This is a genomic window from Shewanella piezotolerans WP3, assembly GCF_000014885.1.
In the GTDB taxonomy this organism is placed as follows: Bacteria; Pseudomonadota; Gammaproteobacteria; order Enterobacterales; family Shewanellaceae; genus Shewanella; species Shewanella piezotolerans.
In genome coordinates this window covers 304,632-322,040 of record NC_011566.1, presented here as the reverse complement: position 1 = coordinate 322,040, position 17,409 = coordinate 304,632, and the positions used below count along the sequence as shown (strand labels likewise).

General features: G+C 45.6%; 16 protein-coding genes and 1 pseudogene. All 17 read left to right on the top strand.

Annotated features, from left to right (window positions below; all coding sequences use genetic code 11):
- Positions 1-3 precede the first annotated feature (3 nt).
- The 17 genes and pseudogenes from trmH to SWP_RS01380 all read left to right on the top strand — a co-directional run bounded on the left by trmH (position 4) and on the right by SWP_RS01380 (position 17,389).
- Positions 4-690, top strand: coding sequence for a tRNA (guanosine(18)-2'-O)-methyltransferase TrmH (gene trmH / locus SWP_RS01460; RefSeq protein WP_044555545.1), 687 nt, complete (start codon positions 4-6; stop codon positions 688-690).
- A gap of 254 nt (positions 691-944) precedes the next feature.
- Positions 945-2,600, top strand: a complete 1,656-nt coding sequence (locus tag SWP_RS01455) for an AMP-binding protein (protein ID WP_020910534.1) — start codon at positions 945-947, stop codon at positions 2,598-2,600.
- 201 nt (positions 2,601-2,801) lie between these two features.
- Complete coding sequence (locus tag SWP_RS01450; protein ID WP_020910533.1) at positions 2,802-3,731, top strand: calcium/sodium antiporter; 930 nt, start codon at positions 2,802-2,804, stop codon at positions 3,729-3,731.
- Between the two features lie 108 nt (positions 3,732-3,839).
- Positions 3,840-4,529, top strand: coding sequence for a tetratricopeptide repeat protein (locus SWP_RS01445; RefSeq protein WP_020910532.1), 690 nt, complete (start codon positions 3,840-3,842; stop codon positions 4,527-4,529).
- A 55-nt stretch (positions 4,530-4,584) separates the two neighbouring features.
- Entirely contained in the window at positions 4,585-5,655 is a 1,071-nt protein-coding gene (locus tag SWP_RS01440) for a sensor histidine kinase (protein ID WP_020910531.1), read from the top strand.
- A 7-nt stretch (positions 5,656-5,662) separates the two neighbouring features.
- Positions 5,663-6,259: a response regulator transcription factor gene (locus SWP_RS01435; RefSeq protein WP_044555543.1), complete on the top strand. Its 597-nt coding sequence runs from the start codon at positions 5,663-5,665 to the stop codon at positions 6,257-6,259.
- A gap of 79 nt (positions 6,260-6,338) precedes the next feature.
- A complete protein-coding gene (gene recG / locus SWP_RS01430) occupies positions 6,339-8,414 on the top strand; it encodes an ATP-dependent DNA helicase RecG (protein WP_044555542.1) in 2,076 nt (691 codons plus the stop codon).
- A 193-nt stretch (positions 8,415-8,607) separates the two neighbouring features.
- Entirely contained in the window at positions 8,608-9,480 is an 873-nt protein-coding gene (locus tag SWP_RS01425) for a DUF3014 domain-containing protein (RefSeq protein ID WP_020910528.1), read from the top strand.
- Positions 9,481-9,802: 322 nt separating this feature from the next.
- The gene (locus tag SWP_RS01420) at positions 9,803-10,519 is read left to right on the top strand and encodes a beta-ketoacyl synthase chain length factor (protein ID WP_020910527.1); all 717 of its coding nucleotides are present in this window, start codon (positions 9,803-9,805) and stop codon (positions 10,517-10,519) included.
- Positions 10,512-11,334, top strand: a pseudogene (locus tag SWP_RS01415) (lysophospholipid acyltransferase family protein). The gene SWP_RS01420 and the pseudogene SWP_RS01415 overlap by 8 nt, the downstream one beginning before the upstream one ends.
- Positions 11,312-11,566 carry a phosphopantetheine-binding protein gene (locus SWP_RS01410; RefSeq protein WP_020910525.1) on the top strand — a complete coding sequence of 85 codons (255 nt, stop codon included), beginning with the start codon at positions 11,312-11,314 and terminating at the stop codon, positions 11,564-11,566. The pseudogene SWP_RS01415 and the gene SWP_RS01410 overlap by 23 nt, the downstream one beginning before the upstream one ends.
- 8 nt (positions 11,567-11,574) lie before the next feature.
- Positions 11,575-11,823, top strand: coding sequence for an acyl carrier protein (locus tag SWP_RS01405; protein ID WP_020910524.1), 249 nt, complete (start codon positions 11,575-11,577; stop codon positions 11,821-11,823).
- Positions 11,823-12,371 (top strand): COG4648 family protein, encoded by a 549-nt coding sequence (locus tag SWP_RS01400; protein ID WP_020910523.1) that lies wholly within the window; start codon positions 11,823-11,825, stop codon positions 12,369-12,371. Before SWP_RS01405 ends, SWP_RS01400 begins: the two co-directional genes overlap by 1 nt.
- On the top strand, positions 12,368-13,747 hold the full coding sequence (locus tag SWP_RS01395; protein ID WP_044555541.1) for an AMP-binding protein: 1,380 nt from the start codon (positions 12,368-12,370) through the stop codon (positions 13,745-13,747). The genes SWP_RS01400 and SWP_RS01395 overlap by 4 nt, the downstream gene beginning before the upstream one ends.
- A complete protein-coding gene (locus tag SWP_RS01390; RefSeq protein WP_020910520.1) occupies positions 13,744-14,115 on the top strand; it encodes an ApeI family dehydratase in 372 nt (123 codons plus the stop codon). The genes SWP_RS01395 and SWP_RS01390 overlap by 4 nt, the downstream gene beginning before the upstream one ends.
- Positions 14,115-15,833 (top strand): glycosyltransferase family 2 protein, encoded by a 1,719-nt coding sequence (locus tag SWP_RS01385; protein ID WP_020910519.1) that lies wholly within the window; start codon positions 14,115-14,117, stop codon positions 15,831-15,833. The genes SWP_RS01390 and SWP_RS01385 overlap by 1 nt, the downstream gene beginning before the upstream one ends.
- On the top strand, positions 15,830-17,389 hold the full coding sequence (locus SWP_RS01380; protein ID WP_020910518.1) for an HAL/PAL/TAL family ammonia-lyase: 1,560 nt from the start codon (positions 15,830-15,832) through the stop codon (positions 17,387-17,389). The genes SWP_RS01385 and SWP_RS01380 overlap by 4 nt, the downstream gene beginning before the upstream one ends.
- Positions 17,390-17,409 lie beyond the last annotated feature (20 nt).

Sequence of the window (17,409 nt, the reverse complement as noted above, 5' to 3'; positions counted from 1 at the left end):
GACATGAGTCCAGAACGCTTCGCCCGCATTAACAGTATGCTAGACAACCGCCAGCCAGATCTAACACTGTGTTTAGACAAGGTGCATAAAACCAATAATATTGCAGCTGTTATTCGCACTGCAGATGCGGTTGGCATTCATGAGATCCATGCTGTATGGCCAGAGATTGAGATGCGTGTTTCCGGCAACACCGCCTCTGGTAGCCAGCAATGGGTGAAGTCTAAAGCGCACAATAAAATGAGTGATGCAGTGGCTGAGTTTCGCCGTCAAGATATGCAGATCCTCGCGACCAACTTCTCCGAAACAGCGGTCGACTTTCGCGAAATCGATTATACCCGCCCAACCGCTATTATTTTAGGTAACGAGCGCGATGGCGTCAGCCCTGAAGGTATCGCTAGCGCCGATCAGCATGTGATTATCCCGATGATTGGCATGGTGCAGTCACTCAATGTTTCCGTTGCTGGGGCACTGATAATGTATGAAGCCCAACGTCAACGCGAAGCCGCTGGCATGTACGGCACTCGAAAGCTTGATGAGCAATATTGTCAGATAAAACTGTTTGAACAAGGTCACCCTATATATGCCAAAGCCTGTCGCCGCAAAAAGCTCGCCTACCCAGCCATAGATGACGCCGGCCAAATTGTTGCTGATGAGCAATGGTGGCAAAAGATGCGTGCGCCGTCAGAGTAAAGCCAATAAAAGAGCGTGCTAGCACTGTAGGCTAGCACGTCAACTACTGCGTTAAGTCCTCACTCCCCTTCACTCAAAAGACATGCTTTAATCGCTGCATTGCGAGAAATTATAACGAGCGTTTGAAAAAGTTGTCATAGATCACATTTTTCGCCATACTCAATATTGTCACATCAGGCTGTTAAACAAACGATTAAAACAAAAAAGCAGCAACAGACTGAATTGGAATTAACAATAATCAATATGGAATTGCGATGGAATCTTCTATGAAAACCCCAATTGAAATGCTTGAACATTGGGTTGAAAAACAAGGCGATCAAGTTTATCTAAAGCAGCCTATTGACGGCCAGTACAAGACCTTTACTTGGCGAGATGTACAAGTAAAAGTGCAGCAAATTGCAGGCGCACTTAGACACTTAGGCTTGAACCCAGGCGATAAAGTTGCCATTCTTTCTAAAAACTGTGCCGAATGGTTTATCACCGATCTAGCGCTTATGCATGGCGGCTACATTAGTGTTCCTATTTACCCAACAGCCAATGCAGACACCATACGATACACGCTAGAGCACAGTGAATCTAAAGCGATATTCATCGGCAAACTTGATTACTGGGCAGACCAAGAAAGCGGCGTTGGTGGTGAAATTCTACGTATGGCGATGCCTTACGATACCATGCCTGCACAATACCACTGGGATAAACTGCTCACCCTAGGCCAGCCGTTAATCGATGCACCATTGCCTTCACTTGAACAGATCATGAGCTTAGTTTATACCTCAGGTTCAACAGGCAAACCTAAAGGCGCAATCCAAACTTTTGCTAGCTATGGCTGGACTTGTAACGCCGTAGTGCGTGACTTAAAAACCGATGTTGAAGATAGATTAATCTCATACCTGCCACTGGCACACATCACCGAGCGTGTGGCAATACAAGGCTCTTCATTCTATTCAGGTAGTTGTGTCGCTTTTGTTGAGAGTCTCGATAGCTTCGTTGCCGATGTGCAGCGAGCTAGACCGACAGTATTCTTCTCAGTGCCACGCCTTTGGAGCCTATTTCAGAAAAATATTATCGATAAAATTGGTGCCAGTAAGCTTAACTTTTTACTTAAGGTTCCTATTGTTAGCGGCATCGTAAAACGTAAAATTCATGCCGGGCTTGGCCTTGAACATTGTCATCTTCTCGGTTCAGGTTCAGCCCCAATTCCGCCATCGTTGGTGAACTGGTACCACAAAATCGGCCTTAATATTAGTGAAGCTTGGGGCATGACAGAAAACTGCGCCTACTCCATTATTAACCACCCATTTGATGCCAGCAAGATTGGTACGGTAGGGCATGCGGTTGAGGGGTGTTCTATCAAGCAGTCTGATGTCGGCGAACTCATGGTTAAGAGCCCTGGATTAATGCAGGGCTACTATAAGCAACCAGAAGAGACCGCAGCTTGCTTTGATGAAGAAGGTTACTTCTATACTGGTGATGTCGTCAGTATCGATGACGATGGTTGTGTCACCATTACCGGTCGAGTAAAAGACAACTTCAAAACCTCCAAAGGAAAGTATGTTGCACCTGTGCCTATCGAGCGCAAACTAGCACAAGACCTTCACGTTGAAATGATCTGTGTCATTGGCTCTGGGCTACCGCACCCAATTGCGCTAGTGCAGCTGTCTGAAGGTGCTTCACTGCAGCCTCGAGAAGAGGTAAGAAGCTCACTTAAAAATACACTAGATGCGGTTAACCCTCATCTAGAGTCTCATGAAACGGTCGATGCGATTGTGGTCGTTACCGAGAAGTGGGATGTTGATAACGATATATTAACTCCTACTCTTAAGATCAAGCGTCACGTACTTGAGAAAAGCTTCAGTGAAAAAGTTGACGGTATTCGCGGCGGAAAAATCTGCTGGGAAGATGAAATTTAACAACCCAGCGATAATGCTTTAAAAAATTACAGCACACCTTTTGGTGTGCTGTTTTGTATAGGCTAGACTTCAAAGCCCAGCTCATACTCTCTGGCTGGACGGGTAAATTATATTTAATGCTTACTGGCTGATTATTTGTTGCGCTCTTAGCAAAAATAACTATGCTAGCCGTCCTTTTAATTTTATCTAATAAGTAGTGCTATGTTCACTTGGTTATCGATTATTGGCGGGTTTGTGATTTTAACCCTAGGCGCTGAATCACTAGTGAGAGGCGCAAGCAGTATCGCGCTAAAACTTGGCTTATCACCGTTAATTATCGGCTTAACGATAGTGGCTTTTGGTACGAGTGCGCCAGAGCTTGCAGTCAGTATAAAGTCAGCAGTTGCTGGCAATAGCGGAATTGCGCTGGGGAATGTCATTGGTTCCAACATTGCAAATATTGGCTTGATCTTAGGTATTACCGCACTCATTCGTCCTATCAAAATTGAATCGCAAATGGTGAAACGTGATATCCCTATTATGATTGCAGCATCACTGCTATTTTGGGGCTTGTTGCTTGATGATGGACTGAGCTTTATCGATGGTGCCATTCTTACCACTCTACTCGTTACCTACTTAAGCTACAGCTATTTCACTGCTGACAAACAAACCTCTGCTGAAAATGAAGCTGAAGCCGCAGGACAAAGCCAATGGCTGTCCATCATCTTTATCATTGTTGGTATTAGTATGTTAGTCGGTGGTGGGATCTTGTTTGTTGATGGTGCCGTCGCACTGGCACAATCCTTCGGGATCAGCGAAATCATTATTGGGCTGACTATTGTCGCGATAGGGACAAGTATGCCAGAGCTAGTGACTTCAACCGTTGCCGCACTCAAAGGGCAAAGTGATATTGCTATCGGCAATGTTGTAGGCTCAAACCTGTTTAATATTTTGGGGATCTTGGGTGTCACCGCACTTATCCATCCTATCATTGGCAATGATATCAGCGCCCTTGACTGGCAGGTGATGATAGGGCTCGCTGTGATGTTACTCCCTTTTGCCTACACAGGTTTGCGTATTGGTCGCCGCGAAGGAGCGATCTTGGTATTAGGCTATCTAGCCTATATCAGTTATTTAGTGATTCAAGCTTGAATTGATGACATTTGTCATGCTGTTCTGGTGACGTTTGTGCCTACAGCGTCACCCCACAATCTTTAATAATGGTCCCGTACCCAATACAGGGCTCAAAAGGAGATTGATATGAAATCACTATTACTTGTTACTTCAATGGCTATTATCAGCCAATTTGCTCAAGCAGATACCATTAACAATATAGATGCCGCAGCAAATAAAATGGACGTTAAAACGCTACAATCACTCACCGAACAAGGTGATAATTACCAACAAGCCTATGCCGGCTACCGCCTCGCCATCAGCGCCAATATTCTAGGTCAACGCGAACTCGCTATCAGTGCACTCGAGTCAGCAAAAGAGAGCCTCGAACCTCTAACGACATCGAATGCTAATGCCGACAACCTAGCCCTGCTCTCTTCTGTTTATGGCATGTTAATCGGCCTGGATTATAGCAAGGGAGCACTATACGGTCCCAAAGCAGCCAAAGCGATTGAGCAAGCGAAAACGTTAGATCCCACCAATCCTCGAGTACCTTTAGTGCAGGCTATTGCTGCTTTCAATACTCCTGAAACCTACGGTGGCAGTAAGCAACGAGCCGTTGAACTGAGTAGTAAAGCGATTGAGCTTTACGCAATTCCCTGTGATAACATTTGTTGGGGTCATGCAGAAGCTTACACTTGGCGGGGACTGGCCAAACAGAGTTTAGGTGATGCTGATGGCGCAATCGCTGACTGGCAACAAGCTTTGGCTGTTGAAGAGGATTATGCTTGGGCACAGTTTTTACTGCAGCAAAATAACCAAAGTGCCAAGCGATAATGAGCTAGGTGGAGAGCGGCTATATCGCTTAGCTCTCCTATAAAAGGAGTTTTTCATGACAGAGTCAGCTCAATCAAAAGAAGATAAATTGGCCTGGGTTTATCTAGTCAATCTGGGGTTTTATCTTATCCCCATCTTCGTTACCAAAATGCTGCCTTGGGAGATAGCCTTAAGCTTAGCGGCTTTAATCCCTTTCATTTATTGCTATTTCTGGGCCTACCGTTCAAGCACAGCTAATGCCTATCAACCGATTTTGGCGATGATAACCATTGGCGTACTTATCACACCGATTAATACTGGTTCACTGTCACTGTTTACTTTTGCAGGCTTTTTTATCGGATTTTTCTACCCGCTGAGAACTGCCATTTTCAGCCTAATAGCGCTCATAACTCTATTATCTCTACTTAATGCTGCTCTCAACTTTGACCACTATTATTGGGTGATATATGGTGCAGGCCTCATTGCTGGAATCGGTCTTTTCGGTGTCGCAGAGCGTAAAAGAGTCGAGCATAAATGCAAAGAAAAGAAGAGCCAAGCTGAGATCCAACAGCTGGCAACAATGTTAGAGCGAGAACGAATAGCTCGCGATCTGCATGACATCATGGGACACAGCCTTTCATCCATCTCTTTAAAAGCAGAGCTGGCAGAAAAGCTCATCGCCAATAATCAAACTGAGCAAGCAAGGCAGCAATTAACCGAGCTTAATAGTATTGCTAGGGATAGCTTAAGTCAGATCCGCCAAACTGTGTCAGGCTATAAACACAAAGGATTAGCGGCCTGTGTTACCCAGCTTTGCCAAACTCTGCGTGACAAGGGCTTGAGCGTGAACTTATTTGGCGAGATCCCTAAATTAGATCCTGAACTAGAAACCCAACTGATCTTAAGTTTAACCGAGCTTTGCAGCAACATTGTCCGTCACAGCAAAGGAACTCACTGCGAATTACACTTTGAGCAAACCTCAACAGAACTGCGCATTGTCATAAGCGATGATGGCTGCCCGAACCAAATTGAACAGGGTAACGGACTGACAGGGATCAACGAAAGGCTCGCTAAATTTAAAGGCGCACTCACTTGGAGTTTAGATCCTGACTGCCAATTTACTATTAGTCTGCCAACACAAGGATAACCCTTAAGTGAGAATTTTATTAGCAGAAGACCAAGCCATGGTGCGGGGCGCACTTTCAGCACTGTTGTCATTAAGTGGCGAATTTGACATCACCCAAGCCGCAGATGGAGATGAAGCGTTAGCACTATTGAAAACGTCTGAGTTTGACCTGTTACTCACCGATATTGAGATGCCAGGTCTCAGTGGTTTAGAACTGGCAAACTGGTGCCAAAAAAATAAGCCAAAATTAAAGATTGTGATCATCACAACTTTTGGCAGAGCTGGATATATTAAACGCGCCATAGAATCTGGAGTTGGTGGCTTTTTACTAAAAGATGCGCCATCAGAAACTTTAATCAAAGCGATAAACCAAGTGATGGCAGGCAAACGCATTATCGATCCAGAGCTAGCAATCATGGCGGTCGGTGAATCAGACCCGCTAAATGACAAAGAGCGTAAAGCACTGCAGCTTGCAGGCGAAGGGAAATCGACTTCAGAGATTGCTGCGATGCTATTCATTGCAGAAGGCACGGTAAGAAATTACCTCTCAGAAGCAATTAGCAAGCTACATGCAACAAACCGTATTGATGCCGCCAGAATCGCTCAACAAAAAGGCTGGCTTTAATATAAAAAAGCTCAGATTTGCGTAAAACCATATCTCTGATAATATATGTATAAATTTACAGTGTTTGAGTGCTAAACGTTTGCAAAGACTCGATCTTGTTCCGATAACAGAACTCAAGGGCGTCGCTAAAAAGATGGCCGAGAGATTAGCAAAGCTGGGGATCACAACAGTGCAAGATCTGTTGTTTCACCTGCCGCTACGCTATGAAGATCGCACTCAAATTTACCCGATTGCCTCACTCTATCCTGGCAGCTACGGTACAGTAGAAGCTGTAATCCAATCCAGCCAAGTATTACAGGGGCGTAAGCGCATGCTTACCTGCACTGTGCGTGATGATACTGGCAGTTTAACCCTAAGATTTTTCAACTTCTCGGTTGCACAACGAAATGGTCTGCAAACGGGTAGTGTTATTCGTGCTTACGGCGAGATCCGCCGCGGTAAACACTTCAACGAGATCATTCATCCTGAGTACAAATTAGTTTCCATTGATGACCCCGCACCATTAAGTGACACGCTTACCCCTGTCTATCCAACAACCGAGGGTCTTAAGCAAGCCAGTTGGATTAAGCTAACGGAACAAGCACTAATGATGTTAGCCAACGGCGGACTACCTGAGTTATTACCAAGTAATCTGCAGCCCAATCATATGGAGCTGAAACAGGCGTTACAGCTACTGCACCGCCCAAATAATCAGGTTTCACTGTTTGATCTGGAAAACGGCACTCATCCCGCGCAGCAGCGCCTTATCCAAGAGGAGCTGTTGGCGCACAACTTAAGTATGCTGCGGCTTCGCCAGCGCACCCGCCGAGATGCAGCCGTCAGTATGTCGGCTACGGGCCAACTATTAAATCCGTTTCTAGCATCATTGCCTTTTAAACCAACGGGGGCGCAGCAACGAGTGGTTAGCGACATCACTCGCGACCTTGAAAAAGCAGAACCTATGATGCGCCTCGTTCAGGGAGATGTTGGTTCAGGAAAAACATTAGTGGCTGCACTTGCCGCCCTGCAAGCTATTGAGAGCGGTTATCAAGTCGCGATGATGGCACCCACAGAGCTTCTTGCTGAGCAGCATGCAATCAATTTTAGAAGCTGGTTTGAACCGCTTGGAATTAAAGTAGGTTGGCTTGCAGGTAAATTAAAAGGTAAGGCAAGAACACAATCTTTAGCCGATATTGAATCGGGTGATGCCAATATCGTTATTGGTACCCATGCTATATTTCAGCAACAAGTGGTGTTTAATAAGCTAGCGTTAATCATCATCGATGAGCAACATCGTTTTGGTGTTCACCAGCGATTAGGCTTGCGAGAGAAAGGTGTCAGTCAGGGCTTTCACCCGCATCAGCTGATTATGACCGCAACACCAATTCCGCGGACTTTGGCGATGACAGCGTACGCCGATCTCGATACCTCAGTCATTGATGAACTGCCACCAGGACGAACTCCGGTTACCACTGTCGCAGTATCAGATCAGCGCCGTGAAGAAGTTATCGACAGAGTCCGCCAAGCAGCCGTTAACGATAACCGTCAAGCCTATTGGGTATGTACCCTCATTGAGGAGTCTGAGGCATTAGAATGCCAAGCCGCTGAAGACACCGCAGAGGAGCTCAAACTTGCCCTGCCGGAGTTAAAAGTAGGTTTAGTGCATGGCCGAATGAAGCCTGCTGAAAAGCAGCAAATAATGGCAAGCTTTAAAGCTGGTGAATTACACTTGCTCGTAGCGACAACGGTGATAGAGGTTGGGGTAGATGTGCCCAATGCCAGCTTAATGATTATCGAAAATCCAGAGCGTCTAGGACTAGCACAACTGCACCAGCTAAGAGGCCGTGTTGGTCGCGGTGCCATCGCCAGCCATTGCGTGTTGATGTATAAACCACCGCTGTCAGCTACTGCAACTAAGCGCTTAGGTGTATTAAGGCAAAGTAACGACGGCTTTATCATCGCACAGCGAGATTTAGAGATCCGCGGCCCTGGGGAAGTGCTAGGCACAAAACAAACGGGGGTTGCAGATATGAAAATCGCAGATTTAATGCGCGATCAAGCATTAATTCCCCATGTGCAAAAGCTTGCACCTCATGTTATGCAGCAAGCTCCTGACAGTGTCGATGCCATTATTCAGCGCTGGCTTGGTGATCGTGAGCAATTTGTTCAAGCTTAAAGGATAAATCACTACGAGTAGCCAATAGCACCATACTCTATCTGGCAATTCAACTATGTTTAAAGATTGATACAAATTAAATATCCTTAATAGAGCTTCAACCTATAGACAAGCCTGTTTAATTTTGCAAAATGGGTGGATAGCAAGTGCATTACCACTATAACGATTATCGTGCGGTAGCAGAGGAAACTAAATGCAACTCAGTCAAGAAGATAGAATTACGCCTCAGGAGAAATCCTCAGGTACAAATGGCCTAGCAATTATTGCCATTGCCGCAGTTGTGTTGATCTCTGCTGGAGGTTACTACTATTTAAGTGGTGATGATAAGAGTGAAGAACCACAGGTTATTGCACCTGTGATCGTGCCAGACCCAATCCCAGCAGAGCCGCTTGAAACAGAAGCGACTCTGCCTGAACCAGAGCCCGAAATTGTTGACCCCGTGCCTGTGCAGCTACCCGAAGTAGAGCCTGTTCCTGAGGTTGAACCGCTTCCCGCTCTAGCTGACAGTGACGCTTATATCCATCAAAAGGCGATAGATATAGCCGATGGAATGGCCATTGAGCCACTGATGATTGAAGATAATGTTGTACGTCAGTTTGTGGTGTTTGTGGATAACTTGGCTCAAGGGGAATTGGCTCGAAAAGTGAGCCCATTGAAAGCACCAAACAGCAACTTCACAGTATCGGAAATAGCGAATAAAACCTATATCGATCCTGATAGCTACCACCGTTACGATCTATACGCTGACTTTCTTGCCAGCCTAAATGAAGAGGAATTAGCTAAAAGTTACAAAGAGATGACTCCACTATTAGGTGAAGCATTTAGTGAACTCGGCTATAACGACACTTCGTTTGATGAAAGAATGCAGCAGGCGATCGCTATCATGCTAGATGCACCTATTATTGAGCAGCCTATTGAGCTAGATGGTGTCAGCGTAAACTATCAATTTGTTGATCCGAATTTAGAAGCACTACCCAATGCACAGAAGTTGATGATCCGTATGGGACCCGAGAACTCTCGTAAGGTTAAGTCAGCACTACGTCGGTTACAAAAACACCTAAACTGATCCGTTAACTGCATTTAAAACTATATAAGGGCTCTAAAATAACAGAGCCCTTACCTTAGCCCTACACTTCGATAACGGTCTACCGCATTAAGTTACAGCCGTATCTTAAAACACTTCTTGTTCAAACATATTCTGTTGTAGAATGACGCCTCGTCAGCGTACTTTTTGATGGTTGCGTACTACTCCCCATCTCAAGTTATCTCCACTGATTACGTACTTATTTAGCGCTCGTACAGCGTAATTGGTTTATAATTTAATAAATCAGTCACTTACATATTCTATTTAGGCACTACGAACGGATATTCGTATGTGAGGCAGTGCAATGAAGTTTAGCATTCTTTCATGGGGCGCTTGGTCGCCACAGTATCAGCAAAAAGCTGACTGGCAAGCTTGGCCTGCTGCGATATCAGATATTGGAGCGACAGCAACAGCTGCGCCTAAGTTGCCACAAGTCCCAGCAATGCAACGTCGCCGCTTGAGTAAACTGACAAAAATAATCCTTGATTCGATTTTTCAATGCGAGCCCCCAGCTCAGTGTCGCAGTATTTTTGCCTCTCAGCATGGCGAGATAAATCGTACTATCAACTTACTCAATGATATTGTTGATCAGTCTCCACTGTCGCCAACCGCATTTAGCCAATCAGTACACAATACAGCCAGTGGTATCTATAGCATTTTGAGCCAAAACCAAAACGCATCGACCTCTATCGCTGCAGGAAGTGAAACGCTGCATCAGGCATTTATCGAAGCATATGCGTTGTTAGTTGATGATCCAGAACCCTTACTGCTTTCTTATGCTGATGACACTGTCCCAGATATCTACCACCAATATGCCAGCGAGCCAGAGTGGCCAATTTCAACAGCTTTTGTGGTTGCGCCAAGTAACACTCAACATGTTGCACTTGCCCAAATCGATTTGAAACCATTACAGGCAAAAGTAAACTCGCTAACACTAGTAGAGATACTCGCGAGTATTGCCCAGAAAAAAGCTACCTCAGGTAACTTCTCAGGCACACATTGGAGCCTGAGTTTTGAGTAACCAACCTGCCCCAGCTCGACTAACAGGCATCGCTTACCTACCACGCTGGTTAGGAGGCACCTTATGCTATGTCGTTTTTGGCCTTGGCGGCCTAATCAGTTCATTAACGATTTTACCTATTCTCAGGTTTTGGCCAGGCACAACCACACAGCGTATAGCACGAGTGCAGTATGCCGTTCATATTATGTTTAAAGGCTTTGTCCGTATGCTTACTTGGACTGGTCTGATCAAAGTGACCCACGGCGATCTACAACCACTAAAAGATGCCCAAGGGGTGATTGTAACCTCTAATCATCCGACGTTAGTTGATGTCGTCGTGTTAATCAGTTTAATGCCGAATACCAGCTGCATTGTTAAACAAGGCATATGGCGCAATCCATTTATGCGTGGTGTAGTATCAAGTGCCGGTTACATCCCGAATCGGGGTGCAGATTTACTTTTAGCGGACTGTAAAGAGGTGTTAAACCGAGGCAATAACCTCATTATTTTCCCTGAGGGTACCCGCACGGTTATCGGCAAACGAGTCAATGATTTTGCACGTGGTGCAGCTAACATCACCATACGTACTCAAAGCGATCTACTACCATTGCTACTTAAAACCAACTGTGTCGGCTTTAGTAAGCAAGAGTCTTGGTATCAACTACCTAGACGTACAATCGGCATGCACATCGAAGTAGGCGAAAAACTGCCCTATCTACGTTATGATGCTACTGCGGGTGGCGATGCTAAAATGGCTCGCAAAATGACTCGTGATCTTGAAGAATATTATAAACAACAATTAGATAAATACTTATGAGCTTAGAAAACGAAATTAAACAATTGATCATCGACAGCCTTGACCTTGAGGATGTCACTATTGATGATATTGATGCCGAAGCGGCGCTATTTGGCGAAGGACTGGGGTTAGACTCTATTGATGCCCTTGAACTTGGTTTAGCAATCAAGAAGCAGTTCGATGTAAAAATTGAAGCAAATTCTGAAGCAACCAAATTGCATTTTTACAGCGTTGCTAGCTTAGCAAGCTTTGTTAAGTCACAGCGAGTGTAGGAGGTATTATGCAAACTCGTGAACAGATCTTAGAAGCACTGACTCACATCTTAGTTGATGAATTTGAAGTGGAAGCTGACGATATAACGTTAGAGGCATCACTCTATGAAGAACTCGATCTAGACAGTATTGATGCGGTCGATCTGGTGATCAAACTGCAGCAGATGACAGGTAAAAAAATTAAGCCTGAAGAGTTCAAAGCAGTCCGTAGCGTCGGTGATGTCGTCACTGCGATTGAAGGTTTAGTTAAAGGCTAATGCGGCTATTTTTGCAAATAGTGACCAGTTTGGTGGTTATTGGCTACCCACTAGCCGTCTACTTCGGTTTGCACTATTTGCCAGGCGGTACAATAGCACTGCTACTATGTGCAGTATTACTACTGCGCTTAATGCTGCAAAAGCAGAAACTTAAAGCATTACGCTTACCCATATTTATTGGTATTGGTCTTACTGCTGGTAGTTTTTTCGCCAGAGAGCATGATCTTCTATTGTTCTATCCAGTGGTGATTAATCTCACCATGTTGGGACTATTTAGTTACTCACTGCTTCGCGGCCCTAGCATGATCGAACAGTTAGCCAGACTAAAAGAGCCTGATCTGCCACAGACGGCAGTTAGCTATCTCAATAAAGTAACGCTTATTTGGTGTGGACTCTTTGTATTCAATGCTAGCGTGGCATTTTATACCGCGCTCTATACAGATTTAGCGACTTGGACACTCTATAACGGTTTAATCGCCTATTTGCTTATCGGTTTACTACTCGCACTAGAGTGGTTATACAGAACATTGTGGTTAAAAAAGACATGACTCAATTACTTAAATCCTGGTTGTCTCAAGGGCCAACCGCACAGCAGTTGATCAGCTTCAACCATCACAATATTGTGACTGGTTCCGTTTTCAGTAGCCAAGTTGCTCACTTACATCAGCAATTAGTCAGCTCAATCGAAAAACGCTGGCTACTTAGTTGTGAAAGCAGTGATATGTTTGCCGTTGGACTCTGTGCAGGTTTGCTCGCGGGTAAACAGATTATCTTACCTGCTAATACTCAAGCTGGAACATTGAGCGAATTGACTCATGAGTTTGAAGGGGTGATTTCAGATCTACCTCTCTGTGAAGGCAAAGCTTTTCTGCGCCTAGATAAAGAGCTGAACCTGCCAACATCGACTTGGCCTCAATTGACACAATGGGGCGAACTGCTCCTATTTACCTCAGGTAGCAGCGGTAAGCCTAAAAAAATAGCAAAATCACTTAGCCAGCTCGATGCAGAGGTCAGCGTATTAGAGCATACCTTTGCCGAACACTTACCTCACTGTAGTGTGATCTCCACGGTTTCACACCAACATATTTATGGTCTGTTATTTAAAATTCTTTGGCCTTTAGCTGCCAGCCGCCCATTTCTGAGTGACCTTGTCGAATACCCAGAAACCCTGAGCTATTACGCAAATCTATTTCCAAACCTCTGCTTAATCAGCAGTCCAGCACAACTGTCTCGCCTACCAGATGCCCTAGATAACGAGCCGCAAATTCGTGCGCCAAGCTTAGTATTTAGCTCAGGCGGTCCGCTAAGCTTTGACGCTGCCATGGCAGTTAAACATTGTTACGGTAAGCTACCCACTGAAGTGTTTGGTAGCACTGAAACAGGAGGCGTTGGTTATAGACAACAACACTCTCCTTTAGAGCCTTGGCAAACATTTGCCAAAATAGAGATAAAGCGCGATACAGCCGATGGTGCACTGCAGCTTCGATCCCCCTATTTAGAGGATGATGATTGGCTTAGATGTGAAGACAAAATTAGCATTGTTGCCGACGGTCAGTTTACCCTCGAAGGGCGCCTAGACCGCATCATCAAAGTTGAGGAGAAGCGCTTATCTCTGGTGCAAATGGAGTCATTGCTAGAGAGCCATCCCTATGTCATCAAGGCAGCGTTATTGATGCTTGAGCAGCCTAGAACACAGTTGGGTGCGGCAATAGAGCTTTCGCCACAAGGTATAGAGCAGCTAAAGTTAGATGGAAAATTAGCCCTCAACAATCAGTTTAAACAGCATCTCTTGTCACAATTTGAACGCGTCACACTGCCAAGACGCTGGCGCTATCCAGAACAACTGCCACAGGATCTGCAGGGTAAACGCGTTCATAGCACTATGTTGGCTTTATTTGATATCGATAAGTTTAAAAGTAAATGATTAAATCAACACTAGCAGCGATTATCAGTACCCAAGCAGAGACCGACTCCATCTGTTGGCGATTAAATATCGCCGCAGAGCTGGAGTATTTTAACGGTCATTTTCCTGAACAACCTGTGCTGCCAGGCGTCACTCAATTAGACTGGGCGATCAAACTCGGTTGCCAACACTTTGGCTACGATTGTAGCGTGGCAGTGCTTGAGGTACTTAAGTTTCAACAGTTGATGTTACCTGACACTCAGGTAGATTTAACCATCAGTCATAACGCTACTAAAGCCAAGCTCATTTTTGCTTATAGCGATGGCGAAAAGCGCTTTGCATCGGGGCGAATAGCACTCACTAGAGCTGCGAATGAGGTCAAAGGCTAATGCGCATCGCTTTGGTCATTCCTAACTATAACCACCGAGCCGCAATAGCAGAAACGCTTGCGCGACTGGATGTGCTTGCCCTGCCCTGTTATTTGGTCAATGACGGCAGCGATGATGAAACTCGTTTTTTGCTTATTGAACTGGCAAACAAATATCCTTGGGTAACATTGCTGCACCATCCTTTTAACCGTGGCAAAGGCGCCGCAGTAATGACAGGACTGCGCACCGCCTACACGGACGGTTTCAGCCATGCATTGCAAGTCGATGCTGATGGGCAGCACAACCTAGATGATATTCCAGCGATGATCGCGCGAGCAGAATCAGAGCCTAACGCTTTGATTTCTGGCTTACCACAGTATGACGATTCCGTCCCTAAAGGACGCTTGTATGGCCGCTACCTCACTCACTTTTGGGTTTGGATAGAGACCTTAAGCTTTGATATCCAAGACTCTATGTGTGGCTTTAGGGTTTATCCCTTAGCAGCAACAGAGAGGCTATTTTTAAGCCATGCCCTTGGCGAGCGAATGGATTTCGATATCGAAGTATTAGTACGCTTATATTGGCAGGGCGTCCCCGTTGTGCATATTCCCACCCGCGTGATCTACCCTGAAGATGGTATTAGCCACTTTCAAGGTTTTAAAGATAATGTGCGGATATCAGCGATGCACAGCCAATTATTTTTTGGCATGCTACTACGCCAACCTAAGCGCCTATGGCAAAAGCTGAGCCTGCGTAATCAAGACAAACATTGGTCAAGCATGCAAGAACGTGGCAGTTACTGGGGCATCAAGCTTATTGCCGATAGCTATCGGTACGGCGGCCACTGGTTATGCCGCGCCATTATGTATCCTGTTATTTGCTACTTTTTTGTCACAGGAACAACAGCTAGAACCGCATCAAAACAATTCTTAGCTCAAGTGAAAACAACTCAACCTAACCACCCACAGCTTAGTGATAAACTTAGCTGGCGCGATAGCCTGAAACACTTTTTTTCCTTTGGAAATGCCGCACTCGATCGTATTGATGCTTGGTGCGACCGCATCAAACTTGCTGAAGTAGACTTTCCAAATAGGCAGCTACTGACAGACCAGCTTGAAACAGGAAAGGGCGCAATTTTACTGGTCTCGCACATAGGAAACCTTGAACTTTGCCGCGCGATATCGATCCATCAGCGTAAAGTAAAAGTAAACGTCATGGTGCTAACTGACAACGCAGAAAACTTTAACCGCGTGCTTAAACAACTCAATCCAGACAGTGCACTGAACCTTATTCAAGTCACTGAACTTGGCCCGAGTACCTCGATCTTGTTACAGCAAAAGATAGATGACGGTGAACTGGTGGTCATTGCAGGTGATAGAACCTCATCACAAACTGCAGGTCGGGTTATATACGCACCATTTTTAGGTAAAGAAGCCCCATTTCCTCAAGGGCCTTTTATCCTTGCTGGATTATTAGATTGCCCAGTATTTACCCTATTTTGCTTACGTGAGCAGGGGCGTTATCACGTCCATGTAAGCCACTTTGCAAATACCTTAAAAGGCCCGCGTGCAGGTCGCGCCGAGCGGCTAGAAAATGCGGTACTCGATTTTAGCAAGCGCTTAGAATATTTTGCGCTGCGCCAGCCACTGCAGTGGTTCAATTTTTATGATTTTTGGCACAAGGACGAAGATGTTCAACGCGCCAACATTAAAAGCAGTAAAGGACAACAACAAAAATGACACAGGCAAGCTCCATAAACACCAATAAGCAATCGATAGAATTCGGTTACCGCAACTTGTCTCTAGAAGACGTTGTAGCAATTGCCAAAGGCGCTACTGCAAAGCTAAACCAGACTGATGAGTATCGAGCCTATATTCAAAAAGGTGCCTGGTTTATTGACAGTTTGCTAGAAGAGGAAGGCGTGGTCTATGGTGTAACCACTGGTTATGGAGACTCTTGTACTGTCACAGTTGGACTTGATCTGGTGCATGAATTACCGCTGCATTTAACCCGCTTTCATGGCTGCGGCATGGGCGATATTCTCTCTATCTCACAAGCAAGAGCCGTAATGGCCTGTCGCTTGAGCTCACTGGCGGTAGGCAAATCCGGTGTCAGCTACGAGTTACTCGAGCGCATAGAAACACTGCTTAACCTTAATATAACCCCGGTTATCCCAGAGGAAGGCTCTGTGGGCGCCAGTGGTGACTTAACCCCACTGTCTTACCTCGCGGCAGTGCTGGTTGGTGAGCGTGATGTGATGTATCAAGGTGAGCGCCGCCCAACAAGCGAAGTTTATCAGCAACTAGGAATTACACCGCTAACACTGCGCCCTAAAGAGGGATTAGCGCTAATGAATGGCACTGCAGTAATGACAGCATTAGCCTGCTTAGCCTACGACCGCGCCCAGTATATGGCGCGCCTTTCAAGCCGTATCACAGCGATGGCATCATTAGTGTTAAAAGGTAATTCAAACCACTTTGATGACATCCTGTTTGCCGCTAAACCGCATCCAGGCCAAAATCAGATCGCAACTTGGATCCGTGAAGATCTCAATCATCACACTCATCCTCGTAATTCAGACCGATTACAAGACAGATACTCTATCCGCTGCGCACCGCACGTCATTGGAGTACTGCAAGATGCACTACCGTTTATGCGTCAGTTTATTGAAACTGAACTAAACAGCGCCAACGATAATCCCATTGTTGATGGTGAGGGCGAACATATTTTGCATGGTGGACATTTCTATGGCGGCCATATCGCCTTTGCCATGGATTCAATGAAGAACGCAGTGGCGAACATCGCAGATCTTATCGATCGGCAGATGGCATTAGTGATGGATCAAAAGTTTAATAATGGTCTACCGGCAAATTTATCGGGCGCCATGGGTAAACGTAAAGCGATTAACCACGGCTTTAAAGCAGTGCAAATTGGCGTGTCTGCTTGGACCGCTGAAGCGCTAAAAAACACCATGCCAGCCAGCGTATTTTCGCGTTCAACTGAGTGCCACAACCAAGACAAGGTTAGTATGGGTACCATTTCTGCCCGTGACTGCATCCGAGTTTTGCAACTCACCGAGCAAGTGGCTGCTGCAGCGCTGTTAGCAATGTCACAAGGCATTCGTTTGCGAATAGCTCAGCAAGAACTCGTACCAAGCTCTATCACCCCCTCATTAGGCAAGACGCTAGCTCAGGTTGAAGAAGATTTTGAACTGCTTACCGAAGACCGCCCCCTTGAGCAAACACTTCGCTCAACTGTTGATAAAATCCAATCGGGCTATTGGGAAGTATGCTAATGCATAGCGGCATTAAGCGG

Bases quoted from the DNA above. Each gene is read 5' to 3' on its own strand.
- SWP_RS01395 (WP_044555541.1), top strand. From the start codon at position 12,368: ATGACTCAATTACTTAAATCCTGGTTGTCTCAAGGGCCAACCGCACAG.
- SWP_RS01380 (WP_020910518.1), top strand. From the start codon at position 15,830: ATGACACAGGCAAGCTCCATAAACACCAATAAGCAATCGATAGAATTC.
- SWP_RS01400 (WP_020910523.1), top strand. From the start codon at position 11,823: ATGCGGCTATTTTTGCAAATAGTGACCAGTTTGGTGGTTATTGGCTAC.
- trmH (WP_044555545.1), top strand. From the start codon at position 4: ATGAGTCCAGAACGCTTCGCCCGCATTAACAGTATGCTAGACAACCGC.
- SWP_RS01455 (WP_020910534.1), top strand. From the start codon at position 945: ATGGAATCTTCTATGAAAACCCCAATTGAAATGCTTGAACATTGGGTT.
- SWP_RS01445 (WP_020910532.1), top strand. From the start codon at position 3,840: ATGAAATCACTATTACTTGTTACTTCAATGGCTATTATCAGCCAATTT.
- SWP_RS01385 (WP_020910519.1), top strand. From the start codon at position 14,115: ATGCGCATCGCTTTGGTCATTCCTAACTATAACCACCGAGCCGCAATA.
- SWP_RS01440 (WP_020910531.1), top strand. From the start codon at position 4,585: ATGACAGAGTCAGCTCAATCAAAAGAAGATAAATTGGCCTGGGTTTAT.
- SWP_RS01425 (WP_020910528.1), top strand. From the start codon at position 8,608: ATGCAACTCAGTCAAGAAGATAGAATTACGCCTCAGGAGAAATCCTCA.
- SWP_RS01390 (WP_020910520.1), top strand. From the start codon at position 13,744: ATGATTAAATCAACACTAGCAGCGATTATCAGTACCCAAGCAGAGACC.
- SWP_RS01420 (WP_020910527.1), top strand. From the start codon at position 9,803: ATGAAGTTTAGCATTCTTTCATGGGGCGCTTGGTCGCCACAGTATCAG.
- SWP_RS01450 (WP_020910533.1), top strand. From the start codon at position 2,802: ATGTTCACTTGGTTATCGATTATTGGCGGGTTTGTGATTTTAACCCTA.
- SWP_RS01405 (WP_020910524.1), top strand. From the start codon at position 11,575: ATGCAAACTCGTGAACAGATCTTAGAAGCACTGACTCACATCTTAGTT.
- SWP_RS01410 (WP_020910525.1), top strand. From the start codon at position 11,312: ATGAGCTTAGAAAACGAAATTAAACAATTGATCATCGACAGCCTTGAC.